This window comes from Pseudomonas sp. SCPG-7 (assembly GCF_002156405.1).
In the GTDB taxonomy this organism is placed as follows: domain Bacteria; phylum Pseudomonadota; class Gammaproteobacteria; order Pseudomonadales; family Pseudomonadaceae; genus Aquipseudomonas; species Aquipseudomonas parakoreensis.
Genome location: NZ_MVOO01000012.1, coordinates 115,770 through 138,122 on the forward strand (window position 1 = coordinate 115,770; position 22,353 = coordinate 138,122).

Here is a 22,353-nt window from a genome sequence, read left to right on the forward strand (position 1 = left end):
ATTTGTTTAAAAACCCCGACCGCTCAACTGGACTGAACGCCAGACTGATCAATACTTGAACTGTCGGGCGGCATCTCCCCCAAGTGCCGTGCCGGTAAAGGTACCAAGGGACCGCGTGCCTTTGTTTTACTCCTAATGGTCTTAACCCGGATTCACCCCCCAGAACCCGGGTTTTTTTTGCCTGCGATTTGCCGATGACCTACATGGCAGATTTGACAGAGGCCAGCGGAAACAGGCGCTTGAAGTTCTCGGTCGTCTGCTCGGCAAACCGCTCATAGTCTTCCCCACGCAGCATCGCCAGAAACTCCGCCACCTCGCGCACGTACTGCGGCAGGTTCGGTTTGCCGCGATACGGGATCGGCGCCAGATACGGCGAGTCGGTCTCCACCAGCAAGCGATCGGCCGGCACCTTGCTCGCCACATCGCGCAGAGCGTCGGCGTTGCGGAAGGTGACGATGCCCGACAGGGAAATGTAATAACCCATGTCCAGCGCAGCCTTGGCCATGTCCCAGTCTTCGGTGAAGCAATGCAGCACACCGGCCTGGGGCAACGCCGCTTCGCGCAGCAGTTCGAGGGTATCGGCACGGGCGCCACGGGTGTGGATGATCACCGGTTTACCGGTCTGCCGGGCAGCTTGCAGGTGCAGGCGGAAGGATGCCTGTTGCAGCTCGGCGGCTTCCGGCTCGTAGTGATAATCCAGACCGGTTTCACCGATCGCCACCACTTTCGGGTGATTGAGCTCATGCAGCAGCCAGTCCAGCGCCGGCGCCGCGCCCGGTTGCACATCCAATGGGTGCACACCGACCGAGCAATCGACGTCGTCATAGCGCTCGGCGAGGGCTTTGACGTCGGCGGCGTTGTCGGCACTGACGCCGATGCACAGAAAATGCCCGACCCCACGCTGGCGGGCCGCATCAAGTGCAGCATCCAGCGAGCCGTCATGGGCGGCGAGGTCGAGGCGATCAAGGTGACAATGGGAATCTACGAGCATAAAAGAGACGGCTACTTACATCGTATGAGTGGGACGGTCGGATTTCAGGGCTCCGGCCAGATGGGTTTCGATGCGACTGCGGGCGGTGTTGTCGCCCTCGTTGAATTGCACGCCGACGCCGGCTGCGCGGTTGCCCTGAGCGCCTTTGGGGGTAATCCAGGCGACCTTGCCGGCCACCGGGATCTTCTCCGCCTCGTCCATCAGGTTCAGCAGCATGAACACCTCGTCGCCCAACTTGTAGCTCTTGTTGGTCGGGATGAACAGGCCACCGTTCTTGATGAACGGCATGTAGGCGGCGTAAAGCACCGATTTGTCCTTGATCGTCAGGGATAGGATGCCGTTGCGCGGCCCGGGGCTGATGGCTTCATTCATGTTGACCTCCACTGCTGATGTTCAGAGTCTAGGTACACATTCTTATCTTTGACCAGGCAAACCCGCCCATTGCACCAACAACGCTTCCAGCAGCAGTGCCGGGTTGAGGTTGGCTTTGCTCAGGACTTTCTGCCGCTGGGCGAGAATCCAGTCCTGAATATCGAGGACTTTGCCCTGAGCGCTTTTCTGCGCCAGGTACTGCACGACTTTGCGCATATCGGTCAGGCCGAGGCCGGCTTCATCCTGGGTCAGTTGATAGCACAGGATCAGGCTCGACCAGTCGCAGAACCAGTCGAACAGGCGCAGCATCGGAATGCTTTTCCATTCTTCGGCCAATTGTGTCGGCGATTGCTGCTGCTTGAGCAACTTCTTCACCCCTTCGACCACCTGCGCCCGCTGCTCACGCACGCCCTGGGACTGCAGACTGACTGCCGCCAATGGCGAACCTGCCGCCAGCGTCAGCAATTCGATGCGCTCCTCTTCGGAACACTCCGGCAGCGCCTGTGCCAGCCATTGCAGGCTCATGGCCTCACCGGGCAGCGGACACGCCTGCTGCACGCAGCGGCTCTTGATCGTCGGCAGCAAACGGCTCGGCTGGTGGCTCACCAGCAACAGCACGGTATCGCCGGAAGGCTCTTCAAGGCTTTTTAGCAAGGCGTTGGCGGCGTTGATGTTCATCGACTCCACCGGTTCGATCAGCACCACCTTGCGCCCACCCAGTTGCGCGGTCTGCACCACGAAACTGACCAGATCGCGGACCTGATCGACCTTGATCGCCTTGTCGGCTTCCTCGGGCTCAAGGATGTAATTGTCCGGATGACTGCCTGCCTTGAGCAGCAGGCAGGATTTGCACTCGCCGCACGCTTCCGGCGTAGGACGCTGACAAAGCAGGCTGGCCATCAGACGTTCGGCCAGCGCGCGCTTGCCGATCCCGGCCGGGCCGTGCAGCAAATACGCGTGAGCGTGCTGACTGCGTCCGGCCAGTTGCTGCCAGAGGCTGTCCTGCCATGGATAGGCCTCAGCCACGAATCAGCTCCAGCAAGTTCGGAATCAAGGTATCCAGCGATTGCTGAACCTTGACCAATGGCTGACCGGCATCGATGCGCACATAGCGCGCAGGATCAGCCTCAGCGCGCTTGAGAAACGCATTGCGCACGGCTTCGAAAAACGCCCGGCCTTCCAGCTCGAAACGATCCAGACGGCCACGGGCACTGGCACGAGCCAGGCCCATTTCCACCGGCAGATCGAAAATCAGTGTCAGATCCGGACGCAAGTCGCCCTGAACGAACGTCTCCAGCGCAGCAATACGCTCCATTGACAAACCACGACCGCCGCCCTGATAGGCATACGTCGAATCAGTGAAACGATCACACAACACCACCGCGCCACGGGCCAGTGCCGGACGAATCACTTCGGCCAGATGCTGGGCGCGCGCGGCGAACACCAGCAACAACTCGGTGTCGGGGTTCATGACCTCATCGGCCGGGGCCAGCAGCACGTCGCGAATCCGTTCGGCCAGTGGCGTTCCGCCGGGTTCGCGAGTCAGCACCACTTCGATACCTTCAACGCGCAGACGCTCGGCGAGGTACTCGCGGTTGGTGCTCTTGCCGGCGCCTTCCGGGCCTTCCAGGGTAATAAACAAGCCAGTCACAGGCAGTCCTTAATCAAAGTCATTGCGCGTTTTGCGGTGCCGCCGTCTCAGGCTCGGCAGCAGGGGCTGGCGCAGGTTCCTGAGGCGGAACTTGCGGTAGCGCCTCAGGGCCGGTGTCCGGGGACGCCGCCGGCGCATTCGCCGGGGCCGGGCTGGAGCGGTAATCGGCGCGGCGCTTGAGCTGGAATTCGCGCACCGCAATATTGTGTGCGTCCAGGTCATCGGAGAACACGTGACTGCCATCACCACGGGCGACAAAATACAGACTGTTGCCTTCCACGGGGTTCAGCGCGGCGTGAATCGCCTCGCGACCGACCATGGCAATCGGCGTCGGCGGCAACCCGGGAATCACATAGGTGTTGTAGGGCGTCGGCTCCTTGAGATGAGCACGGGTCAATTTGCCGGTGTAGCGGTCGCCCAGGCCATAGATCACGGTCGGGTCGGTCTGCAACTGCATGCCCAGCGCCATGCGGCGCACGAACACGCCGGCAATCTGCCCACGCTCCTGCGGCACACCGGTTTCCTTCTCTACCAGCGACGCCATGATCAGCGCCTGATAAGGCTCGCTGTACGGCGCATCGGCCGAGCGGTTTTCCCACTCCTTGGCCAACACTTCATCGAGCCGGTCAAAGGCCTTCTTCAGCAATTCGACATCGGAAACGCCCCGCACGAAACGGTAGGTATCCGGGAAGAACCGACCTTCCGGGAACAATCCACGATGACCGATTTTCTCCATCACTTCGCTGTCGCTCAAACCCTTGAGGGTTTGCTCGATCTTTTCATCTTTTGCCAGCGCGGCGCGGACCTGGTGGAAATTCCAGCCCTCGACCAGCGTCAGACTGTATTGCACCACTTCGCCACGCTTCCACAAGTCGATCAGACCGTTGACGGTCATGCCTGGCAGCATGCGGTACTCGCCGGTATGGATCGGTGTGCCGGCCAGATTGAAGCGCCAGTAAATGCGCAACCAGAAGGCGTCCTTGATGACCCCATCGGTTTCGAGTTCAAGAAAGGTGCGGGTCGGTGTCGAGCCTTTCGGCACATCCAGCAGTTCTTCCCGCGTGATGTTCAGAGGCTGTTCCAGCGCCGAATGAATTTTCCAGGCGCTGGCGCCCAGTAGCAGCCCTGCCAGAACCAGTCCGGTTTCCAGCAGCAGCAAGAATTTACGTCTCACGAATCAGGCATCCAGTAGCGCGCGGGCAATGGTTTGCAGTTTACGGGTGAGCGGGCCAACCGGCCAGCTCAGTGCAGCGTAGGCGCGTACCGGCCAGACGCCATAAACGCTGTTGCAGATAAAGACTTCGTCAGCCCATTGCAGCTGTTCGAGGCTGACATCGGTAATTTGGGTGGGGATGGCCAATGACTCGGCCTGAAACAATAGTTCGGCACGCATCACACCGACCACGCCACAGCGCTTCAGATCCGGGGTGATCAGTACGCCGTCGCGCACCAGAAACAGGTTGCTGAACACGCCTTCGATGACGCGTCCGGCCTGATCAAGCATCAAGCCTTCGGCGTGTTCGCCGTCGCGCCATTCGGCGCGGGCAAGCACTTGCTCCAGACGATTCAGATGCTTGAGCCCGGCCAGCAACGGCTGGCTCGACAGCCGCGTGACGCAGGGAAACAGACGCACACCCTGCTCGCCATGCACCGCAGGATAAGCCGCAGGCGGGTTGCCTTGCAGGATGCGCCGACCCTGCGCCGCAGGATCGGGCGCGTAGCCACGCAAGCCATCACCACGGGTGAGGATCAGCTTGAGCACGCCCTCGCCCATTGCTGCGGCATAGGCCCGCAGTTCCGTGCGAACCTGATCAATATCCGCAGCGATAGCCAGACGCGAGCAGCCCTCGGCCAACCGCGTCAGGTGACGATCCAGCAATATCGGCTGGCCGCCGTGCACGGCGATGGTCTCGAACAGCCCATCGCCATAAGCCAGGCCGCGATCTTTCAGCGACAGAGCGTCAGCCGGCTGACCGTCGACCCAGCTGTCCATCAGCCGGCGAACCGACGGAACGCCAACGTGCCGTTGGTGCCGCCAAACCCGAAGGAGTTGGACAGGACGACATCGATGTCCATGTTGCGCGCCGTGTGCGGCACGAAATCGAGATCGCAGCCTTCATCCGGCTCGTCGAGGTTGATGGTTGGCGGGGCCACCTGGCTGTTGATTGCCAGCACACTGAAGATCGCCTCGACCGCGCCCGCCGCACCCAGCAGGTGACCGGTCATGGACTTGGTGGAGCTGACCGCCAGGTTGTAGGCGTGATCACCGAACACGGTCTTGATCGCGTTGGCTTCGGCAAGGTCGCCGGCCGGGGTCGAAGTACCGTGGGCGTTGATGTACTGCACCTGGTCGATGTTGATTTTCGCATCGCGCAAAGCATTGGTGATGCAGCGCGCTGCACCAGCGCCATCAGCGGGTGGCGAAGTCATGTGGAACGCATCGCCACTGGTGCCGAAGCCGATCAGCTCGGCATAGATGGTCGCGCCGCGAGCCTTGGCGTGCTCGAGCTCTTCGAGCACCAGCGCGCCGGCACCGTCGGACAGCACGAAGCCATCACGGCCCTTGTCCCATGGACGACTGGCGCGAGTGGGTTCGTCGTTGCGGGTCGACAGCGCACGGGACGCGCCGAAGCCGCCCATGCCCAGACCGCATGCGGCCATCTCGGCACCACCGGCGATCATCACGTCGGCTTCGTCGTACATGATGTTGCGCGCCGCCATGCCAATGCAGTGCGTACCGGTGGTACAGGCAGTGGAAATGGCGTAGTTCGGCCCCTGTGCACCCAGATGGATGGACAGAAAACCGGAAATCATATTGATGATCGAGCCTGGCACGAAGAATGGCGAGATTCGGCGCGGGCCCGTCTCATGCAGGGTACGGCTGGTTTCTTCGATATTGGTCAGACCGCCGATGCCCGAACCCATGGCCACGCCAATGCGTTCACGGTTGGCGTCGGTGACTTCCAGACCAGCATTGCGAACAGCCTGAAAACCCGCGGCCAGACCGTACTGAATGAACAGGTCGAGCTTGCGTGCTTCCTTGACCGACAGGTATTCCTCGACATTGAAGCCCTTTACCGAGCCGCCAAAACGGGTGGAATAGGCAGAAAGGTCGGTGTGTTCGATCAGACCAATGCCACTGCGGCCAGCCAGAATGCCCTGCCAGCTGCTTGGCACATCCGTGCCCAGTGGCGACAACATACCCATACCGGTGACTACGACGCGTCTACGCGACACAGCACTCTCCTTTTTCAAATGACGACTTTGCATCAGGCCTAAAGAAAAAACCGCACGCCATGATGGCAGTGCGGTTTTTCCATGACAGCAGACAACGATTACAAACTATTACGCCTGGTGGCTAGTAACGTAGTCGATTGCAGCTTGTACAGTAGTGATCTTCTCAGCTTCTTCGTCAGGGATTTCGGTCTCGAATTCCTCTTCCAGAGCCATCACCAGCTCAACGGTGTCAAGGGAGTCGGCACCCAGGTCTTCAACGAAGGAAGCAGTGTTGACCACTTCTTCTTCTTTAACACCCAGTTGCTCGGCAACGATTTTCTTGACGCGCTCTTCGATGGTGCTCATACCTTGTTTTCACTCCTAATGGACAAATTCAGGCAGCTGGCCAGTGGGTAAGTGTATAGAAAGGCTTTTCAGCTTTTCAACTGAAAGCTTCACTCCTCAAACCCTGCGGCCCTCTGCCTATAAATAGATTGCAGCTTTATAACGGATTTTAGACAGCTCGTATGACATTTTTTTGAAGCAATCCGTCACATTTTACTTACATGTACATCCCACCGTTCACCGGGATTGTAGCCCCAGTGACGTATGCCGCACCGTCGGATGCAAGAAAAGCGACCACCGAGGCGATCTCTTGAGCTTGCCCCAGACGGCCCAGCGGAATCTGCGTCTGCAAGGCTTCACGCTGTGCTTCCGGCAGTTCGCGGGTCATATCGGTGTCGATGAACCCTGGGGTTACCGAGTTGACCGTAATCGAACGCGAACCGACTTCACGCGCCATCGCACGGCTGAAACCTTCCAGACCGGCCTTGGCGGCTGCATAGTTTACTTGGCCTGCGTTGCCCATGGCACCCACCACCGAGCCAATACTGATAATTCGGCCCCAGCGCGCTTTGGTCATGCCACGCAAAACGCCCTTGGACAGGCGATACAGACTGTTCAGATTGGTATCGATCACGTCGTACCATTCATCGTCTTTCATGCGCATCATCAGATTATCGCGGGTGATGCCAGCATTATTGACCAGAATGGCCGGCGCACCGAACTGCTCCTGAATGCTCGCCAGCACCGCGCTGACCGATTCGTCGCTGGTGACGTTCAGTTCCAGACCCGTGCCCTGGATACCGTGCTCTTTCAGGGTGGCAGCAATGGCCTCGGCGCCTTTGGCGGAGGTCGCGGTGCCAACAACGATGGCGCCCTGACGACCCAGTTCCAGTGCGATGGCCTGGCCGATACCGCGGCTTGCACCGGTGACCAGTGCAACTTTACCTTGCAGACTCATGCAAGTTTCTCCTGATTCAGGCCAGCGCTGCACGGGCGGCAGCGAAAGCGTCTGGGGTATTGAGGTTGGAAGTCGAAACGCCTTCGGCGCAACGTTTGTTCAGACCGGCCAGGACTTTGCCCGGACCGCATTCGACCAGACTGGTGGCGCCTTTGGCGGCCAGGGTCTGGACCGATTCAACCCAGCGAACGGGCTTGTACAGTTGTTCGAGCAGATCACGCTTGAGGGTTTCCAGATCGGCCGGCACTTGCGCGCTGACGTTCTGTACGACCGGGATCTGCGGTGCCTGCCAGTCGATGGCAGCGATGGATTCGGCAAAGCGCTCGGCTGCCGGACGCATCAGCTCGCAGTGCGACGGCACGCTCACCGGCAACGGCATGGCACGTTTCGCACCACGGGCCTTGCAACCTTCAATGGCACGCTCGACGGCAGCCTTGGCACCGGCAATCACCACCTGGCCCGGCGAGTTGAAGTTCACCGCGCTGACCACTTCGCCTTGCGCCGCTTCGGCACAGGCGGCCAGCACATCAGCGTCTTCCAGACCGAGAATCGCAGCCATGCCACCCTGCCCGGCCGGAACGGCTTCCTGCATCAGCTGGCCACGGCGCTCAACGAGTTTCACCGCATCAGCCAGGCTCAGGCTGCCAGCAGCAACCAGCGCGCTGTATTCACCCAGGCTGTGACCGGCAACGAATGCCGGACGCGCGCCACCTTCAACCAGCCACAGACGCCACAGGGCGATCGAGGCGGTCAGAATGGCCGGTTGGGTTTTATCGGTTTGATTGAGCAGCTCTTCCGGGCCCTGCTGGGTCAATGCCCACAGGTCATAGCCCAGAGCCTCAGAGGCTTCTTTGAAAGTTTCGAGGATCAGCGGATGTTCCGCGCCCAGCTCGGCCAGCATGCCGAGGGACTGCGAACCCTGTCCTGGAAAGACGAATGCGAGGGAAGCAGACATGTAACAAGCCCCTAATGATCTTGTCGTCGGAAAGTGACGCCCCACCGGGGGACGCAAGAAACTGACAGTTGGATGGCCCTTTGAACCGGGCGGTCACATTTAAGCATTGTCCGACGAAAACGCCTAAGACAACAGATCCTCCAGACGACCGTGGAGGCGCTCGGGGAGGTTCTCCTGAATCTCGATCAGCGCGCGCTGAATCGCGCTCTGAAAGCCCTGAACCCCGGCCGAACCGTGACTTTTCACCACGATGCCCTGCAAGCCGAGAAAACTTGCGCCGTTATGTCGCGCAGGCGCCAGATCCGCCTGCAGACGCTTCATCAATGGCAGGGCCAATGCACCCACCACGCGGGAAGCGAAGCTTTGCTTGAACAAGGCCTCGATACGCGCAGCGATCATCGTCGCCAGGCCTTCGCTGGACTTGAGCAGGATATTGCCGACAAAACCGTCACAGACCACCACATCCGCCTCGCCGCGATACAGGCCATCGCCCTCGACAAAACCGATGTAGTGGATGCCGCGCGCCGCCTGCAACAAAGTCGCCGCCAACTTGACCTGCTGATTGCCCTTGATGTCTTCGGTGCCAATATTCAGCAACGCGACACGCGGCCGGGCGATGCCCAGCGTCTGCGCCGCCACCGAGCCCATCACCGCGAACTGCAACAGATGCTCGGCGCTGCAATCAACGTTGGCGCCCAGGTCGAGCAACTGGCAATAACCCTTCTGCGTCGGAATCGCCGCCACCATCGCCGGCCGATCAATCCCCGGCAAGGTCTTGAGCACGAAACGCGACAGCGCCATCAACGCCCCGGTATTGCCGGCGCTGACACAGGCCTGGGCCTTGCCGTCACGCACCAGCTCCAGGGCGACACGCATCGACGAATCCGGCTTGCCACGCAAGGCCTGGGTCGGCTTTTCGTCCATGGTGATGACTTCAGACGCCGGGACAATCGTCAGGCGCGCGCGATCGGCAGCCGATTGGCCGTTGATCAGTTCTTCAAGAAGGGAGGGTTGACCGACGAGGGTCAGGTGCAGCGAGGGCGTAGCAGAAAGGCAAGCAAGGCTGGCCTGAACAATGCTGCGGGGACCGAAGTCCCCGCCCATTGCGTCAATCGCGATGACTTGAGCGGACAAGTGATTACTCGTCAGCGCCCTTGTCGATCACTTTACGGCCACGGTATACGCCTTCTGGCGATACGTGGTGACGCAGGTGAACTTCACCAGTGGTTTTTTCTACAGACAGGGTGCTAGCCTCGAGAGCGTCGTGCGAACGGCGCATGTCACGGGCAGAGCGGGATTTTTTGTTCTGCTGAACAGCCATAATTGATTAACTCCTAAACGTTTGGGTCACGCTTTAACTGCGCCAATACACTGAACGGGTTGGACCGCGTTACCTCGTCCTCGCTCGGTTCGGGCTCATCTGCTCCCGCCGGCTGCTGGCATTCTTCCGGATGATGAGCAGGCACAATGGGCAAGGCGAGCAGAAGCTCCTCCTCGATCAGTGACTGCAGATCCAATGGATCTTCGCCCAGTTCCAGCACGTCATAACCTTTCGGTAACGACTGGGTATTCGCACCCTCCTTCACAACAGCGTAACTGCATTCGCTGTGGATCGGCAGGGTGACCAGCTCAAGACAACGCTGGCAAACCATTTTGACTTCGGTGTCGATAAAGCTGTGGATCACCACAGATTTACGTTCATCTCGCTCAAAAACGAATTTGGCCTGCACCGTACCGACATCGTCGGAAAGCGGGTCGCAGAGTCTCTTCAAATCGGCCAGCAGCAGTTCACCTTGAAGGGTGGTGCCACGGTCAGCCAATTTGCGCGGGTCAACGTGAGGTGGAATCGGGTCATTCAACATAGGCGCAGCATTATAGGGATGCCCCCACCCATGTCAAAGGAAATTGTGCCCTGTCCGTCACTTGCGTGCCTCCGCTAGAATTCGCGCCTGCCTCAGGAGACGTCAATGCTGCCTTTATTACTTGCTTCGAGCTCGACTTATCGCCGTGAATTGCTCGCCCGCCTGCACCTGCCGTTCGTCTGCAGCTCGCCGGATATCGACGAAAGCCACCAGCCGGGCGAATCCGCCATCGAACTGGTCAAGCGCCTCGCCGAACAGAAAGCCCGCGCACTGGCCGCCAGCTACCCCGCTCATCTGATTATCGGCTCAGACCAGGTCGCAGTGCTCGGCGAACGGATCATCGGCAAGCCACACACCTTCGACAGGGCTCGCGAGCAACTGCTGGCCGCCAGCGGCGCCAGCGTGACCTTCCTCACCGGCCTGGCCCTGCTCAACAGCCAGACCGGCCACTGCCAGGTCGACTGCGTGCCATTTACCGTACACATGCGCCAGCTCGACGAGGCGCGCATCGAGCGCTACCTGCGCCTCGAGCAGCCCTACGACTGCGCCGGCAGCTTCAAGGCCGAGGGCCTGGGTGTGAGCCTGTTTCAGTCCACCGAAGGGTCTGACGCCACCAGCCTGATCGGCCTGCCACTGATTCGCCTGATCGACATGTTGCTGGCCGAAGGCGTGCAAATCCCTTAAAGCAAAAGATCGCAGCCTGCGGCAGCCCCTACATTGTTCTCTGTAGGAGCTGCCGCAGGCTGCGATCTTTTGATCTTTACAACGAATCAGCGCAACGAAGGCCCGTGGAACCCCATCCACATCGCCAACTGCTCAGCGACACTGGCACCGAGCTTTTTCGAGAAGCGGTCGAACGGCGATTCCTGAACCGTGAAATCCACCAGCTCTTTCTCGCCAATCACGTCCCGCGCCACCGAACTGGCATTCCCCAAACCATCGATCAGGCCCAGCGGCAGCGCCTGCTCGCCGGACCAGACCAGCCCGGAGAACAGCTCCGGATGCTCCTTGTCCTTCAGACGATCGCCACGACCCTGCTTGACGCTATTGATGAACTGCTTGTGCGTGGTGTCCAGCACGGTCTGCCAGAACGCAGTCTCATCAGGCTTCTGCGGCTGAAACGGATCGAGGAACGACTTGTGCTCACCCGATGTATAAGTGCGACGCTCGACGCCGAGCTTGTCCATGGTGCCGACAAAACCGTAACCGGCCGCCGTTACACCGATAGAGCCGACCAGACTGGCCTTGTCGGCATAGATCTGATCCGCCGCACTGGCGATGTAATAGGCACCGGACGCACCGAGATCGGAAATCACCGCGTACACCTTGGTATCCGGATGCAGGCCGCGCAGACGCTTGATCTCGTCATACACATACCCCGACTGCACCGGACTGCCGCCAGGACTGTTGATCCGCAGGATCACGCCCTTGACCTTCTTGTCCTCGAAGGCTGCCCGCAGACTACCGACGATATTGTCAGCGCTCGCAGGCTCCTTGTCAGCAATCATGCCGGTGACGTCGATCAGCGCGGTGTAGTTCGGGCCACGGGTGGCGCTCTTCTCCATGTCCATCAGCGGCGTGAACAGGATCAGCGCAACAAACAGATAAACAAACGTCAGCAGCTTGAAGAAGATCCCCCAACGCCGTGAGCGACGCTGCTCCTGCACACTGGCCAGCAGAGTCTTTTCCAGCAGCTTCCAGCTTTTCTCGTCACCGTCGTCGGCACTTGCCTTGGCCGGTGCTTTCCATTCGTCGGTCATGCGCTGTACCCCAGCAAAAACGTATTAAGCCTGCTGCCCCAGCCAGGCGTGCAATTCACTAAAACGGTCGATCGACAGGCGCGGCTCGAACTGCTGCAGCGACTCGATCGACTGCGCGCCATAGCTGACAGCCACCGACGCCATGCCCGCATTGCGCGCCATCAGCAGATCGAAGGACGAATCCCCGACCATCAGCGCCTGCTCGGGCCGCACGCCGCAATGCGCGAGAATCTGCTCCAACATCAACGGATGCGGCTTGCTCGCGGTCTCGTCGGCGGCGCGGGTGATATCGAAATAATCTTCCCAGCCATTGGCCTTGAGCACCCGGTCCAGTCCACGACGATTCTTGCCGGTCGCGACCGCCAGGTGATAGCCCTGCTCGCGAAACGACGCCATCGACTCGACCACACCCTCGAACAGCGGCGAAGGCACGGCTTCTGCCGCGATGTAATGATCGGCGTAGTACTCGCGAAACAGGGTCATTTCGGCATCGCTGATGTCCGGGTACAAGGTACGGATTGCCTCGGGCAAGCCCAGACCGATGATGCCCTTGACGGCAAAATCATCGCGCAACTCGAAACCGGAACGAGTGGACGCCGAATGCATCGCCTCGACAATCCGACCAATGGAATCGGCGAGGGTGCCGTCCCAATCGAAAATCAGCAGTTTGTAATCAGATGGGCGCACTCAATCGCTCCACGGTCTTGGCCCACATTTCATCCACTGGGGCTTGCAGCTTGAGTTCACCGCCATCGGGCAGTGGCACGGTCAGCATGTAGGCGTGCAGAAACAGGCGCTTGCCGCCCAGATCACGGATTTCCTTGCTGAAACCGTCATCGCCGTACTTGGTGTCGCCGGCAATGCAATGCCCGGCGTGCAACGTGTGGACGCGGATCTGGTGGGTGCGCCCGGTGATCGGCTTGGCTTCGATCAGGGTGGCAAAGTCACCAAAGCGGCGCAGGACCTTGAACACGGTCACCGACTCCTTGCCCTCCTCCTCGTCGACCTCGACCATGCGCTCCCCGGAGCGCAGGTTGCTTTTACCCAGTGCCGCGCGGACTTGCTTGATCGAAGTCGCCCAATTGCCACGCACCAGTGCCATGTAGCGCTTGTCGACACCATCGCCACGCAAGGCGGCGTGCAAGTGCCGCAACATGCTGCGCTTCTTGGCGATCATCAGCAGGCCGGAAGTGTCACGGTCGAGACGATGAACCAGCTCCAGCTCCTTGGCATCGGGACGCAACTGACGAAAGGCTTCGATCACCCCGTAATTCAAGCCGCTGCCGCCGTGAACCGCAATGCCGGCGGGCTTGTTGATCACGATCAGGGCTTTGTCTTCGTAGACAATCGAGGCTTCCAGACGCTGCAACAGGCCTTGAGCCAATGGCACCGGTTCGTCGCGCTCAGGCACACGAACCGGCGGCACGCGCACGATATCGCCGGCCTGCAGCTTGTATTCGGGCTTGATCCGCCCCTTGTTCACGCGCACTTCGCCTTTACGCAAAATGCGGTAAATCAAGGTCTTGGGCACGCCTTTGAGCCGGGCAAGGAGGAAATTGTCGATTCGTTGGCCGGCATACTCCGGCGAGACTTCAAGCAGTTGAACGCCTGGAGTCGAAGGGGCAGTAGTTGTCATGCCGCGGATGATAACAATTTTTATGGAATTGAAGCACTTAATCATTGCTGCTATAGTCGCGAACGCCGCCAAAAGCGGCCTGGACAGCGGAACCACGGTCAAAAACCGGCCCTGACCAACGCAATTCACCAGGACGCGAGGCCGTCCTACGGGGCTTTCGCTACGTAACGGTGGAGTTTGCAGTTGTAACAAGCGCAGGTGACATGAGGCCTGAATTACACCGTCGAGCAGAGTTTTCACTCGCCTGACAGGCACACATTCAAGGCCAGTTCACAAAGTGCAGTCAGCTGCAGATGACCCCGAGCGAAGGCTTCGGAAACATCGCCTGAATTAGCCATGATGCGTGACCTCCCCTTTCGGAGCTCACGGTAAATGCCAACCCGCTGCGGATTCTGCGCGCGGCAGCACCCGAATTATCAGGGATACGTGTAGGGTGGAGATGCACAACCGCCGGACTGTGTAGCAATAGGCTTTATCAAGACGCTTCATCTCGTCCACAGCCGCTGGTTGATTCCTCCTCCTGACTGAGTGCTTAAGTAGCCACAGCAAGCAGGACGCGTACGTCGCGATATCGGCCCAATTGGCCTGACATCGCTGGACACGGGAATGGCCAACCACTCCCGACGCACCTGACACCGACCGTGAGAAGTCGTGTGTGCCGAACGCCGTTTCCGGCAGCCCGGAAACCGACGGTACTACATGAAAAGAATGCTGATTAACGCAACTCAACCCGAAGAGTTGCGTGTTGCACTGGTAGATGGCCAACGCCTCTACGACCTGGACATCGAATCCGGTGCACGCGAGCAGAAGAAGGCCAACATCTACAAAGGCCGTATCACTCGCATCGAACCAAGCCTTGAGGCTGCCTTTGTCGATTTCGGCTCCGAGCGCCACGGCTTCCTGCCCCTCAAAGAAATCTCCCGCGAATACTTCAAGAAAGCCCCTGAAGGCCGCGTCAACATCAAGGACGTCCTGAGCGAAGGCCAGGAAGTCATCGTTCAGGTCGAAAAAGAAGAACGTGGCAACAAGGGCGCCGCCCTGACCACGTTCATCAGCCTGGCCGGTCGTTACCTCGTACTGATGCCGAACAACCCGCGTGCCGGCGGTATCTCCCGTCGCATCGAAGGCGAAGAGCGCAACGAACTGCGTGAAGCGCTGAACGGCCTGGTTGCCCCAGCCGACATGGGCCTGATCGTGCGCACTGCAGGCCTTGGCCGCAGCAGCGAAGAAATGCAGTGGGACCTCGATTACCTGCTGCAACTGTGGACCGCCATCAAAGAAGCCTCGCTGGATCGCTCCGCGCCATTCCTGATCTACCAGGAAAGCAACGTGATCATCCGCGCCATCCGCGATTACCTGCGCCAGGACATCGGCGAAGTGCTGATCGACAGCGTTGAAGCCCAGGACGAAGCCCTGACCTTCATCCGCCAGGTGATGCCGCAGTACGCCAGCAAGATCAAGCTGTACGAAGACAGCGTGCCGCTGTTCAACCGTTTCCAGATCGAAAGCCAGATCGAGACCGCCTTCCAGCGCGTCGTCGAACTGCCTTCCGGCGGCTCCATCGTCATCGATCCGACCGAAGCCCTGGTGTCCATCGACATCAACTCGGCGCGCGCCACCAAAGGCAGCGACATCGAAGAAACCGCGCTGCAGACCAACCTTGAAGCCGCCGAAGAAATCGCCCGTCAGTTGCGCCTGCGCGACATCGGCGGCCTGATCGTCATCGACTTCATCGACATGACCCCAGCCAAGAACCAGCGCGCCGTGGAAGAGAAAGTCCGCGAATGCCTGGAAGCCGACCGCGCTCGCGTGCAGATCGGCCGCATTTCGCGCTTCGGCCTGCTGGAAATGTCCCGTCAGCGCCTGCGTCCATCGCTTGGCGAAAGCAGCGGCATCGTCTGCCCACGCTGCAACGGCACCGGCATCATCCGTGACGTCGAATCGCTGTCGCTGGCAATCCTGCGCCTGATCGAAGAAGAAGCCCTGAAAGACCGCACTGCCGAAGTGCGCGCTCAGGTGCCGATCCCGGTTGCCGCGTTCCTGCTCAACGAAAAACGCAACTCGATCACCAAGATCGAACTGCGCACCCGTGCCCGTATCGTCATTCTGCCGAACGATCACCTGGAAACCCCGCACTTCGAAGTTCAGCGTCTGCGTGACGACAGCCCGGAAGCTGCGACCAACCAGTCCAGCTACGAAATCGCTGCTGCCGCTGCCGAAGTCGAAGAAGTCCAGCCAGCCGCTGCGACCCGCACCCTGGTTCGCCAGGAAGCCGCGGTCAAGACAGCTCCGGCCCGCGCCAACGCGCCAGTGCCAACCGAAGTCGCCGCACCAGCCCCCGCGCCGGCTCCGGTTGCCGCGCCAGAGCCAAGCCTGTTCAAGGGTCTGGTGAAATCGCTGGTCAGTCTGTTCGCTACCAAAGAAGAGCCAGCCGCTCCGGTCGTCGTTGAAAAACCGGCCACCGAGCGTCCGGCCCGCAACGAAGAGCGTCGCAACGGTCGTCAGCAGAGCCGCAACCGTAACGGTCGCCGCGATGAAGAGCGCAAGCCGCGCGAAGAACGTGCACCGCGTGAAGAACGCGCCCCACGCGAGCCGCGTGAAGAGCGTCAGCCACGTGAAGCCCGTGAAGTCCGCGAGCCACGTGAAGCCCGTACCGAGGCGCCAGCCGCTCGCGAAGAACGTGCTCCACGCGCTCCGCGTGAAGAACGTGCGCCACGTGCTCCACGTGAAGACCGCAAGCCACGTGGCGAGCGTGAAGAGCGTGTGCGTGAACTGCGCGAGCCTCTGGACGCCGCTCCGGCTGCACCCGTAGCGGCTGCCACTGCCGCCGTGGTCGCAGAAGAGCGTCCGGCCCGTCAGCCACGCGAAGAACGCGCACCGCGTCCGCCGCGTGAAGAGCGTCAACCGCGCGCCGAGCAGGCCGCTGCTGCCGTCGCTGAAGAAGAAGTGAACACTAACGAAGAGCAACTGCCGGAAGACGGTCAGGACAACGCCGAAGGCGATCGTCCACGTCGTCGCTCCCGTGGTCAGCGCCGTCGCAGCAACCGTCGCGAGCGTCAGCGTGATGCCAACGGCAACGTGATCGAAGGTTCGGAAGAATCCGAGTCCGGCGAAAATGCCGCTGCTCCAAGCGCTGCCGATCTGGCTGCCGGCCTGGCCGTGACCGCCGCTGTTGCCAGCAGCGTGATCAGCGCTCCGGCCGAAGCACAGGCTCACGAGCAAGCCGAACGTGCTACCGCCGCAGTTCAGGAAACCGCTCCAGTGGAAGCGCCGGTTGTTGAGGCCACCACCCCGGTGGAAGTGATTGCTGCTCCGGAAGTCGAAGTCGCGCCGGTTCGCGAAGCTCAGCATCAAGCTGACGTCGCTGCCGAACCTGCTCCGGCAGTTGAAGCGCCAGTCGTGACCGCAGAGCCGGTTGCTGAAACCGTCGCTGAAACCGTGACCGAAACCGTGCGTGAAGTTCGCGAAGAACAGACCGCGTTCAACTGGGTTGCCGAGCCTGCCGTCGCTTCAACGCCAGCGCCAGTCGTTGAAGCCCCAGTGGTTGAAGAAGCCAAGGCTGCCGCGCCAGTGGTTGAAGCCGCTGCACCGGCTCCAGCGCCAGTCGTTGAAGCACCGGTCGAAGCACCTGTGGTGGCCGAAGAGCCTGCTCCAGTGGTTGAAGCCACTCCGGTCAGCGCCCTGACGCCAAACGGCCGTGCGCCAAACGACCCACGTGAAGTGCGTCGCCGCAAGCGTGAAGCCGAGCGCCTGCAGAAGGAAGCCGAACTGGCTGCCGCTGCTGCTCCGGCTATTGAAGTGGTCGAGGTTGCTGCCGTGACTGAAGAAGCCGTGGTTGAATCGGTCATCGCCGAAGCACCACGCTCCGTTCAGGACGCGGTCGAGCATCACCAAGCGGCCGAGGAAAAAGAACACGAGCCTAAACCGCTCGTCTGATTCCGAAAGCCAATAAAAAGCCCCGCCGGGTGAAAACCTGGCGGGGCTTTTTTATTTCATTTAGAAGATCAAAAGATCGCAGCCTTCGGCAGCTCCTACATAGGTCTCCTGTAGGAGCTGCCGAAGGCTGCGATCTTTTGATCTGGCTTTATTTGAACACCAACGCTTCTGGCACATCGATATCCCACAACACCCCGGGATCATCCACCGCTACCTCAATCACCCTGCCCTGCTTGAACAAAGGCCTGGCGCCGCGATCACCACTCAAGGCCTGCAAGCCCGGCCCGAACGAACGCCCAAACCCCACCGGATGGCCAAATTCGCCCTCCTGCACCGGCACACTAACCGCGTCATCGGTCATTGCCGCCACCACCCGCTCAATGCTCGACGGCAAAATAAACGGCATGTCCCCCAACACGATCAGCCAGCCATCCGCCTCGGGGCAGGCGGCAACGCCCGCCGCAATGCTGTCACCCATCCCGCTCGATTCAATCGAGACCACGTCACAGCTATAAGCCTGAGCCATGCGCATCGCCTGCGGCCGTGCTTCAGTGGTCACCAGCACCCGCTTGTCGAGATTGGCCGGCAGATTCAGCAACACTTGCTCGATCACCGAGCGCACCGCGCCATCACGCCCGGTGCAATCGGCCAGCAACTTGTCCTTGTCGGCACCGGCAACCTGGCGAAAGCGACTGCCCTCGCCCGCCGCCAATACGATCACTGCGATGGATCGACTCATGCGCCCTCCACGGCTTTCTTCTGTTTCAACTCGACACCATTCTTGATCGCCACAATCTCCGCCAACAACGACAGGGCAATCTCCGCCGGTGAATGGCTGCCGATGTGCAGACCGATCGGCCCATGCAATCGCGCAATGGCTGATTCTGACAAGCCTAGCTGAGCCAGATTGTCCCGGCGTTTCTGACTGTTGACCCGAGAGCCGAGTGCACCGACATAGAAGGCCGGCGAATCGAGCGCCGTAAGCAACGCCATATCATCCAGACGGGGATCGTGAGTCAGCGCGACGATGGCTGTGCGTTCGTCCGTCTGAATGCTCAACACCGCGTCATCCGGCATACCCGGGACGAACCGTCCGTGGTGCTCTTCCCAGCCATAGACGAACTCGGTACGCGGATCGCAAATCAGCACTTCGAAATCCAGCAGCCGGGCCATGTCCGCCACGTAGCGCGACAGCTGCCCGGCACCGATCAACAGCAGACGCCAGCGCGGGCCATAAATGGCGCGCAGGGTCTTGCCGTCGAATGCCAGCACATCGGATTTGCTCGCCGCTGATAGCACCACTTCGCCGGTTTCGATGTTCAGCTCACGGGCGACAATTTCATGCGCCTCACACCGCGCGAGCAATTCGGCGACCCACGCCGGATCAGCGACCCGCTCCTCGGTCAGGCGCAGCGTACCGCCACAGGGCAAGCCGAAGCGCGCAGCCTCCTCGCGGGTGACGCCATAGGTAATCAGCTGCACCGGTGGTCCGTCGCTGGCGATGCGCCCGTCGTGCAGACGGGCGATCAAGTCATCCTCGACACAACCGCCGGACACCGAGCCAATCACCACGCCGTCCTCGCGCAACGCGAGCATCGCGCCGGGTGCACGGGGCGCGGTGCCCCAGGTCTGCACAACGCTGAACAGCACCACCCGCTGCCCGGCGCGGCGCCATTCGAGCACGCTGCGCAGAACGTTGAGATCGGCGCCGTCCATCACGCTTGCGCCTTCTGCCAACCCTGCAACTGATAACGCACCGGCAGGTTGCGGATGCGCTGGCCGGTGGCAGCGAAGATGGCGTTACACAGCGCCGGCGCAATCGGTGGCACGCCGGGTTCACCGACACCACCCAACGGCACGTCGCCCGGCGGCGTCACCAAATGCACCGCGATTGCCTTCGGCGCCAGCGACATGCGCGCCACTTCGTACATGTGGAAGTTGTCCTGCTGGACCTTGCCGTCCTTGAAGCTGATTTCACCCAGCACCGCGTTGCCCAGGCCCATCACACAGGCGCCTTCGAACTGCGAGCGGATGCGTTCCGGGTTGATCTGCGGGCCGCAATCGACGGCGATGTCAGCCTTGTGCACGATCAGCGTACCGTCGTCCTTGACCTCGACTTCGATCACCGCCGCCACATAGGTGACGAAGCTGTAATGCACCGCCAGACCCAGACCACGGCCCTTGGGCAACTGACGTCCCCAACCGGCAGCCTTGGCCGCAGTTTCCAGTACCGTGCGCATGCGTCCGGTGTCGATCGGGTAGCGCTCGGGGGATTCGCCGTAGTTCCACTCCTCGCTCAGGGTGCGTGGATCGATCTGCCGATCCGGGCCGAGCAACTTGATCTGATATTTGAGCGGATCGACGCCGGCCTTGTGCGCCAGTTCATCGACAAAACTCTGAATCGCAAACCCGTGAGGAATGTTCGACACCGAGCGATACCAGCCGACGCGGGTATGCACCGTGGCTTCGGGGTTTTCCAGACGCACGTTGGGAATCGCGTAGGCCATGTTGGTAAAGCCCATGCCCAGTTCGAACGCCGCTTCATGGTTCATGCCCGGCGCAAACAGCGCGGTAATGCTCGGCGCCACGGTACGGTGCAGCCAGCCGGACGGCATGCCGTCCTTGCCGACAGCCGCCTTCAAATACTCGGCGGACACTGTGTGGAAATACGAGTTATGGATGTCATCTTCGCGGGTCCATTGCACTCGCACGGCTTTACCGGGGAACTCCTTGGCAAGGATCGCCGCTTCGACGACGAAATCCGGCTTGGATTTACGGCCGAAACCGCCACCGAGCAGCGTGACGTTGAAGGTGACATTGTCGAACGGCAGCCCCAGGCGCTCGGCGATGCGCTCGCGAGTCACCTGCGGCGCCTGGCTCGGCGCCCATGCTTCACACACACCTTTGTCGTAGCGAGCGATGGCGACCATCGGCTCCATCGGTGCCTGCGCCAGATGCGGCAAATAGTAGGAGGCTTCGAGGCTACTGGCAGCGCCGCTCAGTGCCTTGTCGATATCACCGGTGTTGCGCACCACTTTGCCGGGTTTGCGCGACGCCGCTTCCAGCGCTTTGCGGTAAGCGATCGAGTCGTAACTGGCGTTGGGGCCATCGTCCCATTGGATCTTCAGCGCCTCGCGCCCCTTGATCGCCGCCCAGGTATTGCTGGCAATCACCGCAACGCCGCCCAGCGGCTGGAATTCCGACGGCAGCGGACGGCTTTCGATCTGCATGACCTTCAGCACACCCGGAACCTTCAGCGCGGCGCTGTCATCCAGCGACTTGACCTTGCCGCCGTACACCGCCGGACGGGCGATGGTCGCGTAGAGCATGCCGTCGAAATGCACGTCGGCGCCGTACACCGCGCGCCCGTTGACGATGTCGGCACCGTCGATGGCTTTGGTGCCTTCCTTGCCGATGTAGCGAAACTCCGACGGCTGCTTGAGGCGCAAGCTGTCACGGGCCGGCACCGCCAGCGCACTCGCTGCGGCGGCAAGTTCGCCGTAACCCAGCTCGCGGCCGGACGGTGTGTGCAGCACTTTGTGCAACTGCACATGGCACTCGCCCACCGGCACCTGCCACTGCGCAGCGGCGGCTTGTTCCAGCATGGTCCGGGCCGCCGCGCCGCAACGGCGCATCGGTTCATACCAGTGACGCATGCTGCGTGAACCGTCAGTGTCCTGGTTGCCGAACCGCACTTCATCGCCCGGCGCCTGCTGCACGTTGACCTTGGCCCAATCGGCGTCCAGTTCATCGGCGACCACCATGGTCAGGCTGGTGCGCACACCCTGGCCCATTTCCGAGCGGTTGCAGACCACGGTGACCGTGCCGTCTGCGGCAATGCTCACGTAAACCTTGGGATCGTCGATCCAGCCGTTGGGCATGCCATCAGCGCCAAACTTCTTCGGCGCGTCTTCAGCAAATGCATCCTGCCAGCCCCAGCTCGCGGCCAGCACCAATGCGCCCGTGGCGCCGACGCCTTTGAGAAAACCGCGGCGGCTGAGATTGCTCAGGGCGAAATCATTCGGCAAGCGGCTCATGCCTTGGCCTCCTTCAGGTGAGTTGAAGCCTGACGGATCGCGGTCTTGATCCGGTTATACGTGCCGCACCGGCAAATGTTGCCGACCATTGCCTCTTCGATCTGCTCGTCGCTCGGATTAGGGTTGGTCTTGAGCAATGCGGTGGCAGACATGATCTGCCCGCCCTGACAGAAACCGCACTGCGCCACGGCGCTGTCGAGCCAGGCTTGCTGAACGACTTGTCCAACCGGATCGGCGTGCAGATTGTCGATGGTGGTGACGCTTTGCCCGACCACCGAGCCGATCGGCGTAATGCAACTGCGCGCCGGCAAGCCGTCGATGTGAATGGTGCAGGCGCCGCACAGGCCCATGCCGCAGCCGAATTTGGTGCCGTTGTAACCGGCGACATCACGAATAGCCCACAACAGCGGCATGTCTTCGCTGACATCCAGTTGATGGTCCTGGCCATTGAGTTTCAGGGTAATCATGGGCACGCCCGCCTATTCTTGGTGGTTATGGGGTCGAGCAGAACTGGCGGTGATTCACGCAGATCGACTCAGGCTAATGGGCCAATACACATCAGTGAAGCCGAACACTGAACCTGTGGCGAGGGAGCTTGCTCCCACTGGACTGCGGAGCAGGCCCTTCTTGAAAG

Annotated in this window: 22 protein-coding genes; 2 read left to right on the forward strand and 20 right to left on the reverse strand. The window is 60.9% G+C overall.

Features of this window, described 5'->3' with window-relative positions:
• Nucleotides 1-199: 199 nt before the first annotated feature.
• The 13 genes from B1722_RS21215 to B1722_RS21275 all read right to left on the reverse strand — a co-directional run bounded on the left by B1722_RS21215 (nt 200) and on the right by B1722_RS21275 (nt 10,350).
• Complete coding sequence (locus B1722_RS21215; protein WP_041069202.1) at nt 200-991, reverse strand: TatD family hydrolase; 792 nt, start codon at nt 989-991, stop codon at nt 200-202.
• Nucleotides 992-1,006: 15 nt separating this feature from the next.
• Nucleotides 1,007-1,363 carry a PilZ domain-containing protein gene (locus B1722_RS21220; protein WP_027612362.1) on the reverse strand — a complete coding sequence of 119 codons (357 nt, stop codon included), beginning with the start codon at nt 1,361-1,363 and terminating at the stop codon, nt 1,007-1,009.
• Nucleotides 1,364-1,405: 42 nt separating this feature from the next.
• Entirely contained in the window at nt 1,406-2,389 is a 984-nt protein-coding gene (locus B1722_RS21225) for a DNA polymerase III subunit delta' (RefSeq protein ID WP_086794188.1), read from the reverse strand.
• Entirely contained in the window at nt 2,382-3,014 is a 633-nt protein-coding gene (gene tmk / locus B1722_RS21230; RefSeq protein ID WP_041069196.1) for a dTMP kinase, read from the reverse strand. Before tmk ends, B1722_RS21225 begins: the two co-directional genes overlap by 8 nt.
• 19 nt (nt 3,015-3,033) lie before the next feature.
• A complete protein-coding gene (gene mltG / locus B1722_RS21235; protein WP_041069194.1) occupies nt 3,034-4,188 on the reverse strand; it encodes an endolytic transglycosylase MltG in 1,155 nt (384 codons plus the stop codon).
• A 3-nt stretch (nt 4,189-4,191) separates the two neighbouring features.
• Nucleotides 4,192-5,007: an aminodeoxychorismate lyase gene (gene pabC, locus B1722_RS21240; RefSeq protein WP_041069189.1), complete on the reverse strand. Its 816-nt coding sequence runs from the start codon at nt 5,005-5,007 to the stop codon at nt 4,192-4,194.
• Nucleotides 5,007-6,251, reverse strand: coding sequence for a beta-ketoacyl-ACP synthase II (fabF, locus tag B1722_RS21245; protein ID WP_003227039.1), 1,245 nt, complete (start codon nt 6,249-6,251; stop codon nt 5,007-5,009). Before fabF ends, pabC begins: the two co-directional genes overlap by 1 nt.
• 108 nt (nt 6,252-6,359) lie before the next feature.
• On the reverse strand, nt 6,360-6,596 hold the full coding sequence (gene acpP / locus B1722_RS21250; protein ID WP_003175607.1) for an acyl carrier protein: 237 nt from the start codon (nt 6,594-6,596) through the stop codon (nt 6,360-6,362).
• 196 nt (nt 6,597-6,792) lie between these two features.
• On the reverse strand, nt 6,793-7,533 hold the full coding sequence (fabG, locus tag B1722_RS21255) for a 3-oxoacyl-ACP reductase FabG (RefSeq protein ID WP_007967600.1): 741 nt from the start codon (nt 7,531-7,533) through the stop codon (nt 6,793-6,795).
• 16 nt (nt 7,534-7,549) lie between these two features.
• Nucleotides 7,550-8,488 carry an ACP S-malonyltransferase gene (fabD, locus tag B1722_RS21260; protein WP_041069180.1) on the reverse strand — a complete coding sequence of 313 codons (939 nt, stop codon included), beginning with the start codon at nt 8,486-8,488 and terminating at the stop codon, nt 7,550-7,552.
• 123 nt (nt 8,489-8,611) lie between these two features.
• Nucleotides 8,612-9,622, reverse strand: coding sequence for a phosphate acyltransferase PlsX (gene plsX / locus B1722_RS21265; RefSeq protein WP_084234183.1), 1,011 nt, complete (start codon nt 9,620-9,622; stop codon nt 8,612-8,614).
• A gap of 4 nt (nt 9,623-9,626) precedes the next feature.
• Entirely contained in the window at nt 9,627-9,809 is a 183-nt protein-coding gene (gene rpmF / locus B1722_RS21270; protein ID WP_003179396.1) for a 50S ribosomal protein L32, read from the reverse strand.
• 13 nt (nt 9,810-9,822) lie between these two features.
• Entirely contained in the window at nt 9,823-10,350 is a 528-nt protein-coding gene (locus B1722_RS21275; RefSeq protein ID WP_003204262.1) for a YceD family protein, read from the reverse strand.
• Between the two features lie 105 nt (nt 10,351-10,455).
• Between B1722_RS21275 and B1722_RS21280 the strand changes: the two genes are divergently transcribed.
• Complete coding sequence (locus tag B1722_RS21280; protein WP_041069150.1) at nt 10,456-11,034, forward strand: nucleoside triphosphate pyrophosphatase; 579 nt, start codon at nt 10,456-10,458, stop codon at nt 11,032-11,034.
• A gap of 86 nt (nt 11,035-11,120) precedes the next feature.
• Here the strand turns inward: B1722_RS21280 and sppA are convergent, their stop codons facing one another.
• The 3 genes from sppA to rluC are packed head-to-tail and all read right to left on the reverse strand — an operon-like array spanning nt 11,121 to nt 13,746.
• The gene (gene sppA / locus B1722_RS21285; RefSeq protein ID WP_027612352.1) at nt 11,121-12,110 is read right to left on the reverse strand and encodes a signal peptide peptidase SppA; all 990 of its coding nucleotides are present in this window, start codon (nt 12,108-12,110) and stop codon (nt 11,121-11,123) included.
• A gap of 24 nt (nt 12,111-12,134) precedes the next feature.
• Nucleotides 12,135-12,797 (reverse strand): HAD-IA family hydrolase, encoded by a 663-nt coding sequence (locus tag B1722_RS21290; RefSeq protein WP_086794189.1) that lies wholly within the window; start codon nt 12,795-12,797, stop codon nt 12,135-12,137.
• Nucleotides 12,784-13,746, reverse strand: coding sequence for a 23S rRNA pseudouridine(955/2504/2580) synthase RluC (gene rluC, locus B1722_RS21295; RefSeq protein ID WP_007950779.1), 963 nt, complete (start codon nt 13,744-13,746; stop codon nt 12,784-12,786). Before rluC ends, B1722_RS21290 begins: the two co-directional genes overlap by 14 nt.
• Nucleotides 13,747-14,445: 699 nt before the next feature.
• Here rluC and rne point away from each other — a divergent pair.
• A complete protein-coding gene (gene rne, locus B1722_RS21300) occupies nt 14,446-17,682 on the forward strand; it encodes a ribonuclease E (RefSeq protein ID WP_086794190.1) in 3,237 nt (1,078 codons plus the stop codon).
• 148 nt (nt 17,683-17,830) lie between these two features.
• Here rne and B1722_RS21305 read toward each other — a convergent pair whose 3' ends face one another.
• Genes B1722_RS21305 through B1722_RS21320 form a run of 4 tightly spaced genes read right to left on the reverse strand, consistent with a single transcriptional unit; the run spans nt 17,831 to nt 22,186 of the window.
• On the reverse strand, nt 17,831-18,421 hold the full coding sequence (locus tag B1722_RS21305; protein WP_041069139.1) for a nucleotidyltransferase family protein: 591 nt from the start codon (nt 18,419-18,421) through the stop codon (nt 17,831-17,833).
• Nucleotides 18,418-19,398 carry an XdhC family protein gene (locus B1722_RS21310; protein WP_041069137.1) on the reverse strand — a complete coding sequence of 327 codons (981 nt, stop codon included), beginning with the start codon at nt 19,396-19,398 and terminating at the stop codon, nt 18,418-18,420. The genes B1722_RS21305 and B1722_RS21310 overlap by 4 nt, the downstream gene beginning before the upstream one ends.
• On the reverse strand, nt 19,398-21,719 hold the full coding sequence (locus B1722_RS21315; RefSeq protein WP_086794191.1) for a xanthine dehydrogenase family protein molybdopterin-binding subunit: 2,322 nt from the start codon (nt 21,717-21,719) through the stop codon (nt 19,398-19,400). Before B1722_RS21315 ends, B1722_RS21310 begins: the two co-directional genes overlap by 1 nt.
• The gene (locus B1722_RS21320) at nt 21,716-22,186 is read right to left on the reverse strand and encodes a (2Fe-2S)-binding protein (protein WP_041069131.1); all 471 of its coding nucleotides are present in this window, start codon (nt 22,184-22,186) and stop codon (nt 21,716-21,718) included. Before B1722_RS21320 ends, B1722_RS21315 begins: the two co-directional genes overlap by 4 nt.
• Nucleotides 22,187-22,353: the final 167 nt, after the last annotated feature.

Coding starts and splice junctions, on each gene's coding strand:
- B1722_RS21215 (WP_041069202.1), bottom strand. CDS start 991: ATGCTCGTAGATTCCCATTGTCACCTTGATCGCCTCGACCTCGCCGCC.
- B1722_RS21220 (WP_027612362.1), bottom strand. CDS start 1,363: ATGAATGAAGCCATCAGCCCCGGGCCGCGCAACGGCATCCTATCCCTG.
- pabC (WP_041069189.1), bottom strand. CDS start 5,007: ATGGACAGCTGGGTCGACGGTCAGCCGGCTGACGCTCTGTCGCTGAAA.
- acpP (WP_003175607.1), bottom strand. CDS start 6,596: ATGAGCACCATCGAAGAGCGCGTCAAGAAAATCGTTGCCGAGCAACTG.
- fabG (WP_007967600.1), bottom strand. CDS start 7,533: ATGAGTCTGCAAGGTAAAGTTGCACTGGTCACCGGTGCAAGCCGCGGT.
- fabD (WP_041069180.1), bottom strand. CDS start 8,488: ATGTCTGCTTCCCTCGCATTCGTCTTTCCAGGACAGGGTTCGCAGTCC.
- rpmF (WP_003179396.1), bottom strand. CDS start 9,809: ATGGCTGTTCAGCAGAACAAAAAATCCCGCTCTGCCCGTGACATGCGC.
- B1722_RS21275 (WP_003204262.1), bottom strand. CDS start 10,350: ATGTTGAATGACCCGATTCCACCTCACGTTGACCCGCGCAAATTGGCT.
- B1722_RS21280 (WP_041069150.1), top strand. CDS start 10,456: ATGCTGCCTTTATTACTTGCTTCGAGCTCGACTTATCGCCGTGAATTG.
- sppA (WP_027612352.1), bottom strand. CDS start 12,110: ATGACCGACGAATGGAAAGCACCGGCCAAGGCAAGTGCCGACGACGGT.
- rluC (WP_007950779.1), bottom strand. CDS start 13,746: ATGACAACTACTGCCCCTTCGACTCCAGGCGTTCAACTGCTTGAAGTC.
- rne (WP_086794190.1), top strand. CDS start 14,446: ATGAAAAGAATGCTGATTAACGCAACTCAACCCGAAGAGTTGCGTGTT.
- B1722_RS21305 (WP_041069139.1), bottom strand. CDS start 18,421: ATGAGTCGATCCATCGCAGTGATCGTATTGGCGGCGGGCGAGGGCAGT.
- B1722_RS21310 (WP_041069137.1), bottom strand. CDS start 19,398: ATGGACGGCGCCGATCTCAACGTTCTGCGCAGCGTGCTCGAATGGCGC.
- B1722_RS21315 (WP_086794191.1), bottom strand. CDS start 21,719: ATGAGCCGCTTGCCGAATGATTTCGCCCTGAGCAATCTCAGCCGCCGC.
- B1722_RS21320 (WP_041069131.1), bottom strand. CDS start 22,186: ATGATTACCCTGAAACTCAATGGCCAGGACCATCAACTGGATGTCAGC.